This window comes from Tenacibaculum sp. SDUM215027 (assembly GCF_050566205.1).
GTDB lineage: Bacteria > Bacteroidota > Bacteroidia > Flavobacteriales > Flavobacteriaceae > Polaribacter.
In genome coordinates this window covers 196006-212833 of sequence record NZ_JBNXUE010000004.1, presented here as the reverse complement: position 1 = coordinate 212833, position 16828 = coordinate 196006, and the positions used below count along the sequence as shown (strand labels likewise).

The 16828-nt window shown below is 30.9% G+C and carries 17 protein-coding genes; 5 read left to right on the top strand and 12 right to left on the bottom strand.

Going from position 1 to position 16828, the window contains the following annotated elements:
* Nucleotides 1-390: 390 nt before the first annotated feature.
* The 5 genes from ACQYZ7_RS10985 (at nt 391) to ACQYZ7_RS10965 (ending at nt 5052) form a co-directional block, all read left to right on the top strand.
* Nucleotides 391-1392 (top strand): hypothetical protein, encoded by a 1002-nt coding sequence (locus ACQYZ7_RS10985; RefSeq protein ID WP_430729791.1) that lies wholly within the window; start codon nt 391-393, stop codon nt 1390-1392.
* A 92-nt stretch (nt 1393-1484) separates the two neighbouring features.
* The gene (locus ACQYZ7_RS10980) at nt 1485-1847 is read left to right on the top strand and encodes a DUF6438 domain-containing protein (protein WP_430729790.1); all 363 of its coding nucleotides are present in this window, start codon (nt 1485-1487) and stop codon (nt 1845-1847) included.
* A 266-nt stretch (nt 1848-2113) separates the two neighbouring features.
* Nucleotides 2114-3316 carry a multidrug effflux MFS transporter gene (locus ACQYZ7_RS10975; RefSeq protein WP_430729789.1) on the top strand — a complete coding sequence of 401 codons (1203 nt, stop codon included), beginning with the start codon at nt 2114-2116 and terminating at the stop codon, nt 3314-3316.
* Nucleotides 3317-3320: 4 nt separating this feature from the next.
* Nucleotides 3321-4016, top strand: a complete 696-nt coding sequence (locus tag ACQYZ7_RS10970; protein WP_430729788.1) for a pseudouridine synthase — start codon at nt 3321-3323, stop codon at nt 4014-4016.
* Nucleotides 4017-4191: 175 nt separating this feature from the next.
* Nucleotides 4192-5052: a metalloprotease gene (locus ACQYZ7_RS10965; protein ID WP_430729787.1), complete on the top strand. Its 861-nt coding sequence runs from the start codon at nt 4192-4194 to the stop codon at nt 5050-5052.
* 97 nt (nt 5053-5149) lie between these two features.
* On the opposite strand, the gene ACQYZ7_RS10960 is transcribed toward ACQYZ7_RS10965, so the two are convergent.
* The 12 genes from ACQYZ7_RS10960 to ribD form a co-directional block, all read right to left on the bottom strand.
* Entirely contained in the window at nt 5150-5629 is a 480-nt protein-coding gene (locus ACQYZ7_RS10960; RefSeq protein ID WP_099214393.1) for an Lrp/AsnC family transcriptional regulator, read from the bottom strand.
* Nucleotides 5630-5712: 83 nt separating this feature from the next.
* Nucleotides 5713-6768, bottom strand: coding sequence for a M14 family zinc carboxypeptidase (locus tag ACQYZ7_RS10955; protein ID WP_430729786.1), 1056 nt, complete (start codon nt 6766-6768; stop codon nt 5713-5715).
* Nucleotides 6769-6775: 7 nt separating this feature from the next.
* On the bottom strand, nt 6776-8242 hold the full coding sequence (locus tag ACQYZ7_RS10950; RefSeq protein ID WP_430729785.1) for an aminotransferase class V-fold PLP-dependent enzyme: 1467 nt from the start codon (nt 8240-8242) through the stop codon (nt 6776-6778).
* A 123-nt stretch (nt 8243-8365) separates the two neighbouring features.
* Nucleotides 8366-9763 carry a phosphoglucosamine mutase gene (glmM, locus tag ACQYZ7_RS10945; protein WP_430729784.1) on the bottom strand — a complete coding sequence of 466 codons (1398 nt, stop codon included), beginning with the start codon at nt 9761-9763 and terminating at the stop codon, nt 8366-8368.
* 153 nt (nt 9764-9916) lie between these two features.
* Nucleotides 9917-11686, bottom strand: a complete 1770-nt coding sequence (gene rpsA, locus ACQYZ7_RS10940) for a 30S ribosomal protein S1 (protein ID WP_430729783.1) — start codon at nt 11684-11686, stop codon at nt 9917-9919.
* Between the two features lie 271 nt (nt 11687-11957).
* Complete coding sequence (locus ACQYZ7_RS10935) at nt 11958-12245, bottom strand: hypothetical protein (RefSeq protein ID WP_430729782.1); 288 nt, start codon at nt 12243-12245, stop codon at nt 11958-11960.
* A 377-nt stretch (nt 12246-12622) separates the two neighbouring features.
* Nucleotides 12623-12988, bottom strand: a complete 366-nt coding sequence (locus ACQYZ7_RS10930) for a hypothetical protein (protein ID WP_430729781.1) — start codon at nt 12986-12988, stop codon at nt 12623-12625.
* A 160-nt stretch (nt 12989-13148) separates the two neighbouring features.
* A complete protein-coding gene (locus ACQYZ7_RS10925; protein WP_430729780.1) occupies nt 13149-13646 on the bottom strand; it encodes a hypothetical protein in 498 nt (165 codons plus the stop codon).
* Between the two features lie 36 nt (nt 13647-13682).
* Nucleotides 13683-14300: an IMPACT family protein gene (locus tag ACQYZ7_RS10920; RefSeq protein ID WP_430729779.1), complete on the bottom strand. Its 618-nt coding sequence runs from the start codon at nt 14298-14300 to the stop codon at nt 13683-13685.
* Nucleotides 14300-15163, bottom strand: coding sequence for an EamA family transporter (locus tag ACQYZ7_RS10915; protein WP_430729778.1), 864 nt, complete (start codon nt 15161-15163; stop codon nt 14300-14302). Before ACQYZ7_RS10915 ends, ACQYZ7_RS10920 begins: the two co-directional genes overlap by 1 nt.
* Complete coding sequence (locus tag ACQYZ7_RS10910) at nt 15160-15771, bottom strand: HAD-IA family hydrolase (RefSeq protein WP_430729777.1); 612 nt, start codon at nt 15769-15771, stop codon at nt 15160-15162. The genes ACQYZ7_RS10915 and ACQYZ7_RS10910 overlap by 4 nt, the downstream gene beginning before the upstream one ends.
* Nucleotides 15764-16825 (bottom strand): bifunctional diaminohydroxyphosphoribosylaminopyrimidine deaminase/5-amino-6-(5-phosphoribosylamino)uracil reductase RibD, encoded by a 1062-nt coding sequence (gene ribD, locus ACQYZ7_RS10905; RefSeq protein WP_430729776.1) that lies wholly within the window; start codon nt 16823-16825, stop codon nt 15764-15766. Before ribD ends, ACQYZ7_RS10910 begins: the two co-directional genes overlap by 8 nt.
* Nucleotides 16826-16828: the final 3 nt, after the last annotated feature.

Sequence of the window (16828 nt, the reverse complement as noted above, 5' to 3'; positions counted from 1 at the left end):
ATGGGATATTTTACATAATAGAGAATTATAGCTATCAAATAAACTCTTAAGCTAATTAGCCGTAATTTCTTTTAACATAATTGTTGACGATATAGACCTAAAGGCACTATATCTAAAATTATGTGTAAATAGCCTAAAAAAACGGCTATACAGAAATTACTATATATTTGTACTATAATTAATATTATGTTAAATAGTATATTTTAAAACCTCAAACACTAATAAATTTTACATTTCATTTACCCCTTGCTACTATTGAGTTTTCATCATTAAAAAGGTTATTATTTAGATAGTCTAGTAAATAAATTTAGTAGGGTATTTTTTAATACTTCTGTTTAACTTGTATATCCGCGGAAAAGAGATTTAACAATTATTAAAAAATTTATAAGTATGAGAAATATCAAAAGAATAATTATCCCTGTTTTGGTTGTTTTATCAATTTTCACGGTAAACTTATCATGTAGCAACGATGAAGAAATAGTAGTACCTCCTACTGAAGCTTCAGACCCAACTCCAGATTCAAATGGAGATTCAGAAGATACTGGTGGTGAAACTGTAGGAAGTGAAGGTGAAATTACGTTGTACAAAGTAACTGGAGATAATATTACCAAAACCCTGGATTACAAAGTAACAGGTAAAGATTTAGAGTATCAAAAAGATGTTGCTAAACATCAAGAAATATGGAGTTTAGTTAAAAAAATTGTTCCTTTTGAGCAACTTAAAAAAATGAGTGAATTCTTAATTTATAATGGCGAAGTTACAGGAAGTGCTGGTTTTGTTATTGAAATTAAAAGAGATTTGTCTGACTGGCAAATGGGAATTGCCATTAACTACGCTTATGAAGGAGGTTTTAACGCTGGAGGTGAATTAGCTTACACTATAATTCATGAATTTGGGCATGTCCTAACTTTAAATAACACACAATTAGACGCAGCTGTAGCTCAAGAAAACTGTAAGAATTACTTTCCTGGTGAAGGATGTGCTTTTGAAAAATCTTACATAAACGAATTGCATTCTAACTACTGGAATGACATTTGGAGCGAATATGAAGAAGCAAAAAAAGATGCTTCAGCACAAGAAGAGTTTTATCAAAAGTATCAAGAAAGATATGTAACTCAATACGCTTCAACTAACCCAGGTGAAGATATTGCTGAAGTTTTTGCCACTTTCACTACATTAAAAGAAAAACCAGAAGGTAAAACTATTGCTGAGAAAAAAATACTTTTAATGTATAACAGAGATGAGTTAGTTAACTTCAGAAATCATATAAGAAAAAATTTATCTCTTAGAAAAAAAGGAGATGCTGTAACATTTGAATTACCACAGCCAGGAGCCTGGAAACAAGCCAACTCTTTTGGAAATCCACATAAAACAAAGTGCAGAAGGTATTAAATTTAACAACTTGGTACTCTTAAAACATAAAACTTTTAAGAGTACTATTTTTAAAAGAAATTATGAGATATATTTTTTTAATACTAATGGCTATGGCATTCGTAAAATGTTCTAGTTCAAAAAATATCAAAAAGGAAGATGCTTTTTTATACTATGGTAAAACACAATGCTTAGGTAAGTGCCCTGTTTTTGATATGTATGTTTTTAAAGATGGTAAAGTTATATACGAAGGATTTAAAAATGTTTCTAAGTTAGGACTTCATGAGTTTTCTATAAAAGCTGAAGAAGTTGAAAAAATTAAACAAGAATTGGAGAAAGTTGATTTTTCAACAAAAGAAAAATTAACAAGGGATTTTCCTAATACAGTACTTAAGTTTAAAGGGAAAAGACTAGCTATTCAGAAAAATGATAAAGTGAAAAAGCTAATGTTTTTGTTAGAAAAAATTAAAATTTAAAAATTTTTAACAAAAAAAGTAGGGTTATTTAAGTTATAGCTGTTTTATAAACTGTAAGATGTATATAGTATACGACGCTGTTTTAGAATAAAAGGCCCCTTCACTTTTACATTTTTTTTGTTTTACTACAATTTTATTCTTGACAGCGTCTTTTTTATTAGACTTATAAAGTTATGATATTGTTTGTTTAAGGCTGTTAAAAAACAGCCTTTTTTTTTAACTTTAATCCACTCTTCAAAACAAAATAAAGGCAGTATTTTTGCCTAATGCAAAAAAATAATCAATCAAAGTTAGAGTTCATTGCTTTAATGGCTTCTTTAATGTCATTAGTCGCTTTATCAATAGATGCATTACTCCCAGCCTTAGAACAAATTGGAATTAGTATTCGTGTTCAAAAAGAATCACATGACAGTCAGTTACTAATAACCATGATTTTTTTAGGTTTAGGTTTTGGTCAGTTAATTTCAGGACCAGTTTCTGATAGTTTAGGAAGAAAAACTGTTATTTATGGAGGTTTTATGCTTTTTGTTATCGCTAGTTTTGTCTGTGTTAGTGCTACAAGCATTGAAATGATGGTTTTTGGAAGAATTTTACAAGGAATTGGACTTTCTGCTCCAAGAACTATAAGTATTGCCATGGTTCGTGATAGTTTTAGTGGAAACTATATGGCTAAAATCATGTCGTTTATAGTAGTAATATTTATTCTAGTTCCTGTTGTAGCTCCAGCTATAGGCAAATTAATGTTAGATGCTTACGGTTGGAAATCTATATTTTATAGCCAATTAATATTTGGAGTTTTAGTGATGTTCTGGTTATGGAAACGTCAACCAGAAACACTAAAAAAAGAAAACAGAGTTAAATTTTCTTTTGGCTTATTTTCTGATGGATTAAAAGAGTTTGTAAAATACAAACAAGCTACTATTTTCACCTTAATTTCTGGTTTTATTACAGGATCTTTTATGGTTTACTTAAGTGCTTCACAACAAATTTTTCAAGAGCAGTACTTATTAGTAGATGAGTTTCCTTACATATTTGCTGGGTTAGCTACTTCTGTTGGTTTTGCTACTTTCTTAAATGGTTCTTTTGTTATGAGATTTGGAATGCACAAACTCGTGTCATTCTTTTTAATTATTTTTTCAATAGTTCCAGTTATTTATATCGTATTATTTTATCAAAAAGAAAATCCAAGTATTGCAATATTATTAATATTCTTTGCTCTACAGTTTTTCTCAATCGGATTTTTATTTGGGAACCTTCGTGCGTTAGCAATGCAACCTGTTGGGCATATTGCAGGAATTGGGGCAGCAATTAACGGTTTTGTATCGACTATTATGGCTGTACCAATTGCTACTTTAATAGGAAAGTATGTTGATACCACTACTCTACCACTTTTTATAGGCTTTTTTATATGTGGACTATTATCTTTACTCTTATTAAACTTTACTAAGTTAAAACCCATAAACGAATAGCATAATGAAGTTAGATGTACTTTACGAAGACGATTATATTCTTTGTGTATCAAAACCTAATAATGTAGTAGTGCATCACGCACACCATTCAAGAAACGTGTCAGATGAAGATTCTTTGTTGCAACTAATTCAGCAACAGTTCAATCAAAAAATGTATCCTGTTCACCGACTTGATAGAAAAACATCAGGAATTATATTACTAGCTAAAGAAACAGGGTTTGTAGCTAAGTTTCAAGAATTATTTACCAAGAACGAAATACAAAAAATGTATTACGGAATTGTTAGAGGTCATGCTCCAGAAACTAAAGTAATAGATTCTCCTGTTAAAGGAAGAGATGCCAATGTGCATAAAGATGCTGAAACACATTTGTTTACTGTAAAAACAGCAATAGTAGACATTCCTGTAAAACCTTACGATACATCAAGATATAGTTTGGTTAAGTTACTGCCTAAAACAGGAAGATTACATCAGTTACGAATCCATATGAACAAAATTAGTCACCCGCTAATTGGAGATCCAAAATATGGTGATAAGAACCATAATACAATGTTTATTGATAATTTTAATTGTGAAAATCTTTTTTTACACGCTCATTCTTTGGAGTTTACTCATCCTTATTCAAATGAAAAATTATCAATAGAAGCAGATTATCCTAAAGATTGGTATGTGGTTTTTGAAAATTTTAACTGGAGTCTATAAAAGGACACCTCTTCTACTCTACTGATTATCAGTTGATAATATTTTAAAATCTAAAATTAATAGCTATGTGATTTTTGTTTTTATTTAAACAAAGGGCAATATTTTTATCATTTTAACGCTTAGGTTATTGATTGTTTAATTAATTAACTTTTTATATGATTTAAATCAAAGAAAAATGAAAAATTTAAAACCCTTCATATTAGCAGCAACAGCAGCCGTACTAATGGTAAGCTGTAGTGATAACGACACTAACCCTGTTGATAATCCAAATGCTAAATTATTTGACACCCATTCTCATGAAGTATGTAGTTATATTGATGGTAACTGGGGACAAAACGCTTACATTGGTTCAACTATCGTAAACCAATCAGAAACAAACTTCTTAAATAACCAAAACGTTAAAATAGCTGATGTATTTAACATTAGTACTGTTCCGTTACATTTTGCTAAAGGTTCTGGAACAGCAAATGCTATTTCTTATGGTGCTGGTTATGTTATTTTTGGAGAAGAATTATATAATATGGCCTTAAGCCAAGGAGGAAGAATTTCTTGTGCTATGGTTCAAGCTCACGAAATTGGGCATCAGTTACAATACCAAAACAACTTACCTTCAAGGTCAGAAAGCACTGCTAGAGCAACTGAATTAGAAGCTGATGGTTTTGCAGGTTATTATATTAAAAAACCAAATGGATATAACGCTACTTGGACACAAGCAGCACCAGCATATAACTTTGCTGCTTCTATTGGTGACTATAATACAACTAGCCCTGGACACCATGGTACACCTGCGCAACGTCGTTCAGCTTTTCGTTTAGGATATTTACTAGGAGATTATGACTTAACTGTAAGTAGTTTTGATTACAACTTCTTTTACTACTATGATAACTATGTCTTGCCAGGAGCTTTACGTCAGGACTTAAAGAAACCAGCTGATATTGATGAAGGTTTACATAACTTCATCTTATCAAAAATGGAAGAGTTAAGAAAAATTAACTCTGGTGAGATTTCTAAGGAAGAATTTGAAAATTTAAAATAAACTAACAAAAAACTTATATTCTAAAAAGTTTAATTAGTTAAACAATAAAAAGGGTAGCAAAATTTTGCTACCCTTTTACATTTTATAAAAATAGTTTTTAAATATCTTTAAAAATAGCGTGCATTAAGCGTTTTTTATCATTGATACTCTCTTCAAGAGCAATCATTGTTTCCGTTCTATTTACACCATGAACATCATCTATTCTATAAATAATATCTTTAGCATCATTAGTGTTTTTAGCGCGTACTTTACAGAAAATATTATATTTCCCTGCAGTTACGTATGCAACTGTTACATTTGGAATTAGGCGTAAGTTATCAAGAACATGTTGTGTCATAGATGTTTTCTCTAAAAAAATCCCAACATGAGCAATAAACGAATACCCCATTTTTTCATAATTCAAGGTTAATGTAGACCCTTGAATAATTCCTTCGTCTTCCATTTTCTTTACACGTACATGTATAGTACCTGCCGATACTAACAGTTTTTTTGCGATGTCTGTAAATGGTGTACGAGCATTTTCAATTAAAATGTCTAAAATTTGATGATCAATCTCATCTAGTATGAACTTCTTCATTCTTTTTGTTTTCTTCAAGTAATATTGCTAAAATATGATTTTTTTCTAAAAAAAATAAGTTTTATTTGAAAGAAAAAGAATTTTTAACTATTTTTTATGAATTCTTTATGGGCTAAATACATAGATAAATCCCCTTCTTTTTCTTTTGTTAAAACGAGTGCAAATTTATCATTTTCTATACTTTCTACATACTGATATGCGACATCTTTTTCATTATTTTTTGATCGATAAATCACGTCATAGAAGTTCTTGATATTGTTAGGAATAGCTAAATATTTTTCGAAATTATTGAAGCTTTTTGCTAAAGAAATGTGATAAATTCCCTGTATTAGCGCATAAAAGTTGTATTTCCTAACTTCTTCTCTGTCGTAATCATTTGCAAAATGACCAGCTTCAATAAGTATAGTATTGTGTCCTAACTTTTGAAAATTATCACCTGTAGCAGTTGGGTAAAATTCATCTGTATAACGACCAATATGATTTGGTATAATTTCTTGTAATAAATTATTCATTGCTACAATTACATTCATGGTTTCTTTTCTTCCTTCAGTAATTGTTCTTGTTTCTTCTTCTGAAGGGGCTAAAAAAGAAATTGTTGCAGGGTTTTCTGTCCCTTCAACACCAAAAATGGTTCTTTGATCATGAAGATTGAAACAAAACTCAGGATTTACCTCTTCTAGAACGCTACGCAAAAGTTTACTTTCTTTTGCTTGTAGCTTCACAGCATCTCTGTTTAAATCTACATCGTTAGCATTTACACGAGTATACGCTTGTGCCCCGTCTGGGTTTAACATTGGTACAATAGTAATGCTACAATTAGCTAAAATAGATTGAGTTATTTCGTGGGTAGGAAAACGTTGAATAAAGTTTAAAAAGTCAAATACAGCTTTGGTACCAGTACTTTCGTTTCCGTGCATTTGGCTCCAAATGAGAATTCTTTTTTCTCCTTTTCCTAATTTTAATTGATAAATGGCTCTTCCCTCTTCCGATTCTCCAATAGTTTTTGTTTGAATTTCAGAATTTTGTAAGCCTAAATATAAAGGCTCTATATCAGTTAGTGTCACCCACCTTCCAGATATAGAGTCTTCTTTAATGTTTAAATAGTTGTCTTCTAAAAAAGAGCTGCTTAAGTGTGTCATAATTACTTTATAACGAAAACCAATCAATTACTAACTGTTTTTCAACAGGCTCAATAGTTTTGTGTACATAATCATTTTTAGTAATGTCGTACATATAGTCTTTAGACCATTCTTCAATATTATTAGCTAATGCTTGTAACGAGTCACAAATAAATTGTACTTCTTCATTTGTAATTGTTGGGTGTACTGATAAACGTACCCAACCTGGTTTTTCTGTATTACAGCCTTCTAAAATTTGTCCTTTTATTTCGTTTGATCTTATTTGATCTACATTTAATAGGAAATGGCCATAGGTTCCAGCGCATGAACAACCTCCTCTAGTTTGAATACCAAAACGGTCGTTTAATAACTTTACAACCAAGTTAAAGTGATATTTTTCAAAATAGAAAGAAAAAATACTCAAACGATCTTTATGGTTAGGAGCTAAAATTTTAACACCTTCTAAATTTTCTAAACAATTAAAGATTATAGGGTTGATTTCGTCCTCTCGTTCTTTTATTTTATCTGTACTCATTTGGTCTTTAACCTGAATACACAAAGCGATTTTAATTGTTTGTAAAAAAGCTGGTGTACCTCCATCTTCACGAGTTTCTACATCATCAAAATAATCGTGTTGTCCCCAAGGGTTTGTATAGCTAACTGTACCTCCTCCCGGGTTATCAGGAACCATGTTTTTATACAACTTTTTATTAAAAATCAATACTCCAGAGCTTCCAGGACCTCCTAAAAATTTGTGTGGAGAAAAGAAAATAGCATCTAAATACTCATCTTCGTTTTCTGGATGCATATCAATATCAACATAAGGTGCAGAACAAGCAAAATCAACAAAGCATAAACCTCCATAACGATGAATTAATGAGGCTACTTTATGATAATCTGTTTTTATTCCTGTTACATTAGATCCTGCGACTATAGAAGCAATTTTAATTGGTCTATCTAAATATTTTTTTATGGTTTCTTCAAACTTATCCAAACATACTAAACCTTCATCATTACAAGGAACTACTTCCACATCTGCTATAGTTTCAATCCAAGAAGTTTGGTTTGAGTGGTGTTCCATATGGCTTACAAAAACGATAGGTCTTTTTTCTTCTGGAACCTGCGTATTTTCTTTTAAATTTTCATTTATTTTTAATCCTAAAATACGTTGAAATTTATTTACAACACCTGTCATACCAGATCCTTCCGTAATTAACACATCGTTTGAAGATGCATTTACGTGACGTTTGATAATATTTCGTGCTTCATGATAAGCTAAAGTCATAGCTGCTCCAGAAGTTGAAGTTTCTGTATGAGTATTGGCTACAAAAGGACCAAACTTATTTAAAAGCTGCTCTTCTATTGGTCGATATAGTCTTCCACTTGCAGTCCAATCTGTATAAATCATTTTCTTTTCGCCATAAGGTGTTTGAAAAGTTTGATTTATACCTACAATATTTTTTCTGAACTTATCAAAATACTGTTCTAAATCCATAGTTGAAATTTCTAGTTGTTTGTTATGTTGCGTAAAATTAGCAGTATACTACTAGTTAGCCTAAAATAGTTATAATATTAACGTATTTATAACACTTTGTTATTAAAGTATTGATATACCTGCTTAGATATTTATTACTTGTTGTATTTCAGTGATAAATCTTTTAGCCAAAGCATCTGCATTATCTTGACTAGTACTTTCTGTATAAATTCTGATAATAGGCTCAGTATTCGATTTACGTAAATGTATCCATTCCTCAGCAAAATCAATTTTTACTCCGTCAATAGTATTTACATCTTCGTTTTTATAGTTACTAGCCATAGTTTCTAAAATCTTATCAACATCAATTTGTGGTGTTAATTGGATTTTATTTTTACTCATAAAATAGCTAGGATATGAATCTCTTAACTCTTTACAAGATGTTTTTTTATGTGCTAAATGTGATAAGAATAAAGCTACTCCAACTAATGAATCGCGTCCATAATGAGATTCAGGATAAATAATTCCTCCGTTACCTTCTCCTCCAATCACTGTATCGGTATCTTTCATCATTTGTACTACGTTCACCTCTCCTACTGCACTAGCTGTGTATCTTCCTCCATGTTTTTCAGTAACATCACGTAAAGCTCTTGAAGAAGATAAGTTAGAAACTGTATTACCGCCACCTAATTGACCTAATACATAATCGGCACAAGCTACTAAGGTGTATTCTTCTCCGAACATAGATCCATCTTCAGAAATTAACGCTAAACGGTCTACATCTGGATCTACTACAATACCCAAATCAGCCTTTTCTTTAACTACTAATTCAGAAATATCGGTTAAGTGTTCTTTTAAAGGTTCTGGATTGTGCGGAAAGTGTCCATTTGGCTCACAGTATAATTCTACACAGTTTACGCCTAACTCTTCTAACAAAGCAGGTATTGCTATACCTCCTGTAGAATTTACACCATCAACAACTACTTTAAAGTTGGCTTTTTTTATAGCTTCTACGTCTACCAAATTAAGTTTTAAAACCTCTTTAATGTGCTTTTTTATATAGTCTTTCTTTTTTTTGTATAGCCCTAAATCGTCAACTTGAGCAAACTCAATAGTAGCATCATTTTCAGCTATCTTTAAAATTTCTGTTCCATCTTCACCATTTAAAAACTCTCCTTTTCCATTTAAAAGCTTTAAAGCATTCCATTGCTTCGGGTTATGTGATGCAGTTAAAATAATACCTCCATCGGCTTTTTCAAGAGGAACAGCTACTTCAACAGTTGGTGTAGTTGATAAACCTAAATCGATTACATCAATTCCTAATCCAACTAAGGTATTTGCTACCAAGTTACTTATCATTTTACCCGATATACGAGCATCTCTACCTATAACTATCGTTATTTTTTCTTTTTCTGAGTTTTTCTTTTTTATAAATGTACCATAAGCTGCTGCGAATTTTACAGCATCTATAGGTGTTAAATTATCACCTGTATTTCCGCCTATAGTACCTCTAATACCTGATATAGATTTAATAAGTGTCATATTAATTTTAATTGATGAGCAAATATAAAGCTATTTAAGAAAGTATCCTTTAAAAAGAGAGAGCTTTAACTGTAACATTTGTTACATAAGGAACTAAAAAAACCGTTAAACTTTAAAGTTTAACGGTTTATAATTTTTAAGAAATTGTTAGGATTATTTTCCTTCCATTTTCTTCTTTAACTCAGCTAATCCACCGATATCTCCTAAAGTAGTTTTTTCTACTTCTTGAGCTTTAGCAGCAGCAGCTTTGATGTTCTTTTGTTCTTCTTCTCTAAAGATAGAAGTGTGAGAAACAACGATTCTACGGTACTCTTTACTAAACTCAGTTACTTGGAACTTAGTTTCGTCACCTTTAGCTAATTTACCTCCGTCTTCTTTTTCTAAGAAACGAGTTGGAGCGAAAGCTTCAACACCATCAGCAAATACTACAGTTGCACCTTTATCATTTTTCTCTTTGATAGTACCTTCATGAAGAGATCCGATTGCATACGTAGCTTCATGAGCATCCCAAGGGTTATCTTGAGTTTGCTTATGACCTAAGTTTAATTTACGGTTCTCTACGTCTAATTCTAATACTTGTACTTCTAATTGATCACCTACAGTTACGAAATCTGATGGGTGCTTAATTTTCTTAGTCCAAGATAAATCAGAAATATATACTAATCCGTCGATACCTTCTTCTAACTCTACAAATACACCAAAGTTAGTGTAGTTACGTACAGTACCAGTGTGTTTAGAACCTACTGGGTATTTAGTAGTGATATCAGTCCATGGATCTGGGTGTAATTGCTTCATACCTAAAGACATTTTACGCTCTTCGCGGTCTAATGTTAAGATTTGAGCCTCTACTTCATCACCAACTTTTACGAAATCTTGCGCAGAACGTAAGTGTGTTGACCATGACATTTCAGATACGTGGATTAATCCTTCTACTCCTTCTTCAACCTCTACAAATGCACCATAATCAGCTAAAACAACTACTTTACCTTTTACTTTATCTCCAACTTTTAATTCAGAATTTAAAGCTTCCCATGGGTGAGCAGATAATTGTTTTAAACCTAATTGAATTCTTGACTTGTTATCATCAAAGTCTAAGATTACAACGTTTAATTTTTGATCTAATTCAACAACTTCATTCGGGTGGTTGATACGAGACCAAGATAAATCAGTGATGTGAACTAATCCGTCAACACCTCCTAAGTCAACAAATACACCATAAGAAGTAATGTTTTTAACAACACCTTCTAGTACTTGTCCTTTTTCTAATTGACCGATAATTTCACGTTTTTGATCTTCTAAATCAGCTTCGATTAACGCTTTATGAGATACTACTACGTTCTTAAATTCGTGGTTGATTTTCACAACTTTGAATTCCATAGTTTTCTCTACATATTGATCGTAGTCACGGATAGGCTTCACATCAATTTGAGAACCTGGTAAGAATGCTTCAATACCAAATACATCAACGATCATACCTCCACGAGTTCTACACTTAACAAAACCGTTAACGATTTCACCAGTTTCATGTGCGTTGTTAACACGATCCCAAGCTTTGATTACACGTGCTTTTTTGTGAGATAATACTAATTGACCAGAAGAATCTTCTCTTTTGTCAACTAATACTTCTACTTTGTCTCCAACAGCTAAACTTGGGTTGTAACGGAATTCGTTTAACGAAATTACACCTTCAGATTTAGAGTTGATGTCGATAATAGCATCACGATCAGTAATACGTACTACTTCACCTTCAATAACATCGCGTTCGTTTACGAACCCTACAGTACCTTCTAAGGCTTTTTCAAATTCTTGTAATTTAGACTCATCAACTTCATCAATACCTTCTTCGTATTTGTGCCAGTTAAAGGTTGCTAAAAATTCTGCTGGATTTACAGCTTCTGCTGTTTTTTTTGTTTCTTCAGACATGTCTGAAATAAATATTTGTATCTTTTTGTTAACCAGATTTTTAACGATACTAACGCCAAGAGAAATTAAACTTAATAAATGTTTTTTTCTGCCCTTTTTAAATCTGTACTCGTAAAAAGGCGTGCAAATTTACGAATAATTCTTGAAGTAACCTAAAATGTTTTGGTTTTTAGAGGGTTATGAGAGTTTTTGATATTGGTTAGGTTTCTTTTAACTTTTCATAATTATTATAAAATATCTTTCATTTAAAGTTCACATTCCTCCAAACTTATTAATTAAAATAAATATCATCATTTATCCTATTGATATCATATTTCTTTTTGAACTCTTGAAGTTGTTTGTATTCAAGCTCTCCAATTAGTATATTTTCTCGTTTTATATTTTTCAAAGAATATAATTTAGGTAAGATTAATTCTTTTATGTCTTTTTTTATTTGTTTTAGGGAGTTTCTATCTTCTATATAAAATTTATGTTTATATTTTTCACCATATAACTCATATTCAAAGAAGTTGAATTCATATCCGTGGTAATGTTGTATGTTTCCTCTATTATTATTCATTCCTTTATGAACTTTAATAGAAATTTTAACACCCTTTAGTTTCTCCCACTCTATAAATTCTTCTTCTATGTTTAGTCCTCTTTTATCTAATTTAAGAAACTCTTTAGTTGTGCTAATTTTATGATGAATTTCAAATTTTTTATTTGTAGTTAAATTAAAAATAAATAGATATAAGGTGAAAAAACAAAAAAGAAATATAGATAAAATTCTATTTTCAAAAAAAAATGATACGAATAAACTTATAAAAATTATAAGGAGAAAAATTTTTCCAATATTTTCTTTTTCATTAGGAGATGGAAAATTTATTATCTTTAGCTTTATCATGTTTTTTTATTATATTTATACAATAGCGAAATTCTTTTCTTAGGTTAAGTATATTAATAATCGTCTTCCTCGTCGTCAAAAACATCATTATCTGGTTTTAACAAAAACTTTAGCATTGTTTTTTCGTCTAACTTCATAAAGTCTTTGTAAAGAATTTCTATAACTTCGTCTCGAGATTTTTTAGCTTTTAATAAATCGTATGCTTTAGCAGGAGCATCTTTAATTACTTCTTTTACCAATTCTTTACCCATTTGTAAAACCTCTGATTTAGGAATACCATTTTCTAAAAAAGGTTTTACATTCGCCACTACACTAATAGCAGTGCCTCTACAAATATTTTCTTTCGTAAGTTTCATTTCCGCTTGCGAAAAAAGTTGAAAAGACATGAAAAGGCATACAACGAAGGCTAGTTTTTTCATTTTCATATTTTTTAAGTTAAATCTGAGATAAAAGTAATTTTAATATACTTAAAATCAAATTGTAAAATGCGTTAACTTAAAAAATAGATTATTAATCTACGGATAAACACTTATTTTTCATAAAAGTAATTTTTATTTTCAATACTTTCATTTTTCCAAGTCATTTTTCCAAGTCATTTTTCCAAGTCATTTTTAAAATAATGTTAGAATGTTTGCTATACTCTAAATTTATAACATCTCCTATCCTTATTTTACTGTAATTCTCATAACTTAAATAATAATGACTGATATCACTAGGCTTTTCAAATTCTATAATATATTCTGTGTATTCTGTTGAACTTTGATCAGAACTTGTTTTAAAATTAACCCTTTTATTTAGCACTTTAACCTGTGTAATTATTTTTGTCTTTTCTTTAAAATCTTTACTAGGATTATTGTAATAAATCTTATCAGCAATAGAATAAAAAATTAATACAAATAAGAAAGAAAAAACAACTTGGAAAAGACCTAATTTCTTTTCCATAAAAAAAACAACAAAACCACAAGCAATTAATAAAAAAAAATATATTATGCTAGATATAAAATTTTTTGTTTTTACTTTTTCAAAATCAGTTCTAGTAATTTTTTTTTCTACTTTATTTGGATTAAATTTTTCCATTTCTTTATAAAATATTTTAATTTTTAATAAATAAAATTATTCAATCTCTTTAATCTTGACCTTGAATAGATTATCAAAAATATCGAAAATCATTTGTGCTTCTTTTTTTCGTACCGAAATAGTGTATTCGCAGTCTAATTCTAATTTTTGATTGATAATATCCAGGTTTCGTTCTTTAATAATACGTTGCACTTTATTCATCATATCGTATCCAAACTTTAACTTGTAATGAATATCTATGGTTTTCTCAATAATTTCAGAAGCTTCTAAAGCTAGCTGAGCGGAAGTCCGATAAGCATTAATCAACCCTCCTACTCCAAGTTTAGTTCCTCCGAAATAACGTACTGAAACAATTAAGATATTAGTTACATTAAAAGATTGTATTTGTCCGTAAATTGGCTGACCAGCTGAGTTACTGGGTTCCCCATCGTCATTCGCACGAAAACGAATCTTTTCGGTTCCTAATTGCCACGCATAACAATGATGACGTGCCGTATGATGTTGTTTACGGAGCTCTTCTAACCGTTCTTTAATATCCTCTTCAGAAAAAACAGGAAAAGCATAACCGAAAAACTTGCTGTTTCGGTCTTTAAACAAGGTTTCTTCCGAAGGTTTTGTAATCGTTTTATAAGTGTCTTTTATTTCTTCATTCATTACGCCGAAACTACTAATAAAATACTAATTATGGCAAGCCCAATACCAATCCAATTTTTCTTAACCAACTTTTCTTTAAAAAACGCAAGAGCAAACACTGTGGTTAGTATCACTATTGATACATTATTAATAGTAAAAACTGTAGAACTTTCGAGCCCTTTTGTTTGTAATGCTTTTAATAGATACTCCATAGAATAATAGTTAGAAATCCCTAAAGCAATTCCTCCAAGTAGTGTTTTCCATTCAAAACGTCCTTTTTTATTTAGTAATTGAGCTATAAAAATAAAAAGACCAAAAAGCAACGCACAGCCAAAAATAGTTGATAAAAACATTGGTACAGCTTCTTTGGGAACATATGTGGTCTCTGTGTATTTTAATAATGTATCAATACTCCCTGAACCTAAAAAAAGCAATAGCGGAAACAATAAATTCTTAAACTTCACAGGAGAAGTATCACTTTTAGCAGACGATAAGTATACAGCTACTAATGCTAAAATTATTCCAATAATCTTTACAAAACCTATACTCTCATTATATAAGAAGATTCCGATAACTACAGGTATTACTACCGACATTTTTCCCGCCACTGATGCTACAGATAATCCATTTTTTTGCGCGGTGACTCCCATAACGTTAAATACAGCTATGAATAAAAAACCTAGCACAAAAGCTCCTAAAAACCAAGGTTGACCTGGTATCTCAGTGACTGGTATAGAAACTTCTGTATGGACAAAGCCAAAAGACAACGCTACGGCATAGTTTAAAACAATGGCCTGTAAAGTATTTACTTTACAAACATCAAAAAGTTTAAAAATAACAAATAGTAAACTGGAAATAAGAATGCTAAAAATTAAGTATATCACGATGCAAACTCTTTTCGTTTTAGTAAATCAACTACATCCTCTGTTTTTGGACAGTTATTCCATACATGGATACCCAACTGTTGCGCAGTATCGGTATTTTCTTTGGTGTCATCTATGAAGAAAGTTTCAGAAGGTTGTAAGTCGTTCTTTTGTAATACAAACTCAAAGATATTTGCATTTGGTTTTCTAAAGTTGACTTCATGCGATAAGTAAAATTGCTCAAAACAGTCCTTGAACTCACTATACAACTCCTTACCCCATTCATTTTGAATCCAAGAAATATGCAAATCGTTTGTATTACTCAATAAAAACAATCTGTATTGATTACTAGTGGCTAATTTTTTCAAAAAACTCAACCGGTGTTTAGGGAAATCTAATAAAATGGCGTTCCAAGAACGAATTAAATCTTCTTTTGAAATATTGAATTTATCATGGAAAAAAGACACAAACTCATCGGTAGAAATTAATCCCATTTCATACTGATAATATTGTTGCATCATTTCTTCAGAAATTTCAGTAACTCCTAATTTTGCAAGTTCTTTATAAGTTGCTTCTTTGTCTAAATTGATGAATACATCACCAAAATCAAAAATGATGTTTTTAATCATTTCTATATATTCTTAATATATCGTTATCTGTTTTTTCTTCGGAAGATAGCTTAGCGTCAAAAATTGGACGCTTCACTCCTTCTCCAAAGCTTACATCACCAATAAACACTTTAGCTTCATCCCATAAATTTGCATCGATAAATGTTTGTAATGTTTGCGCTCCACCTTCAATAATTACCGATTGTATTTGATGTTTATGTAATACCTCACAGATTTGTTTTGCTACTTGAGAAGAAAAATCGATTTGTTCGTAAATGAGTTTTTGAGATTTCTCACTATCGTTCGAAATGACACTTATCTCCTTCTCTACTTCTGTTATAATTATTGTTTGTACGTTTTCATCAAAAACAGTTGCCTCTGACGGAATTCGCAAGTTTTTATCAATAACAACTCTTACAGGGTTGTTACCTTTCCAGCTACGAACAGTTAATGACGGATTGTCTGCTATCACTGTATTAGTTCCCACCAAAATAGCATGTTCTTCACTACGCCATTTGTGTACTAGTTGCTGAGAATATTTATTGGAAATCCATACTGGTTTTTGTTCATCTTTGGTTAAAGGAGCTATAAATCCGTCTTTAGTTTCTGCCCATTTTAAAATAATATAGGGTCTCTTTTTGTTTTGAACAGTAAAAAAGCGTTTATGATGCTCTTTGCAGTCCTCTTCACAAACACCAACAGTCACATTTCTACCAGCTTTTTTAAGTCGCTCTATACCTTTTCCTGCCACCAAGTTATTAGTATCTAGGCAGCCTATTACGATATTAGGTATTTCTTTATCTATAATTAAATCGGCACAGGGTGGGGTTTTTCCATGGTGCGAACATGGTTCTAACGTGACATATATAGTTGCTTCTTTTAATAAATCTTGGTTCTGAACCGAGTTAATAGCATTCACTTCTGCATGTGGCCCACCATAAGGTGATGTAAAACCTTCACCTATTATTTTATTTTCATACACAATTACTGCTCCAACAGAAGGATTAGGCCTTGTAGTTCCTATTCCATTTTTTGCTAACTCTAAACAACGTTGTATATACTTTTCGTGATTCACAGC